General features: G+C 72.0%; 1 pseudogene. It reads left to right on the forward strand.

Annotation, left to right across the window (positions count from 1 at the left end):
- Positions 1 to 309 precede the first annotated feature (309 nt).
- A pseudogene (locus HMPREF0591_RS33350) lies at positions 310 to 589 on the forward strand (helix-turn-helix domain-containing protein); the annotation flags it as partial.

Genomic DNA, 589 nt, shown 5'->3' on the forward strand with positions numbered 1-589 from the left:
CTGCACGACCACCGGCTGCTCAACCGGGTTATCCACAAAGTCCAAACGGTGCTGTCACCCCATCCACGTAGTGGTCCCGTTAGGGATCAACACGTCCGTCAGGATGTGGTTACTACCGTCACCCGCCGCCGTTCCGGCGCCGGTAACCGCGGCGCGGTGCACCGCGCGGACCTTAACGGCGGGGGGGCGGCGCTGGCTAAAGCGTGGCGCGCTGATCCGCAGGCCCCCCCGTGGTGTCACCGGCATAGTCCCAGCGCCTGGGCAGCGATTCTGGCCGCTCCCGCCCGGCACGGGTGGACACCGCGCGATGTGAACCAACTCGTGCGCGACTGGCTTGGGGTAGGGCACTGGATTCCGGACGCCCCGCACAAGCCGATCGGACTGCTGGGCGCGATGCTGGCATGGCACGGGGCTGAGCACCTGGCCGCGCGTCCGGCCGCCCTCGATGAGGCGCGCGAGGCCAGCGAGCGCGCCGCCCACCAGGCCCATGTGGCAGCGCAGCGCGCCGCACATGTGGAGCACCTGCGCGCCCGCGCGGCGGGCCGGCGTGCTCTAGCGAGCACGGGGCACGCCGCGGCCCGCGTGATCG

Origin of the sequence: Mycobacterium parascrofulaceum ATCC BAA-614 (assembly GCF_000164135.1) — a bacterium.
GTDB classification, from domain to species: Bacteria; Actinomycetota; Actinomycetes; order Mycobacteriales; family Mycobacteriaceae; genus Mycobacterium; species Mycobacterium parascrofulaceum.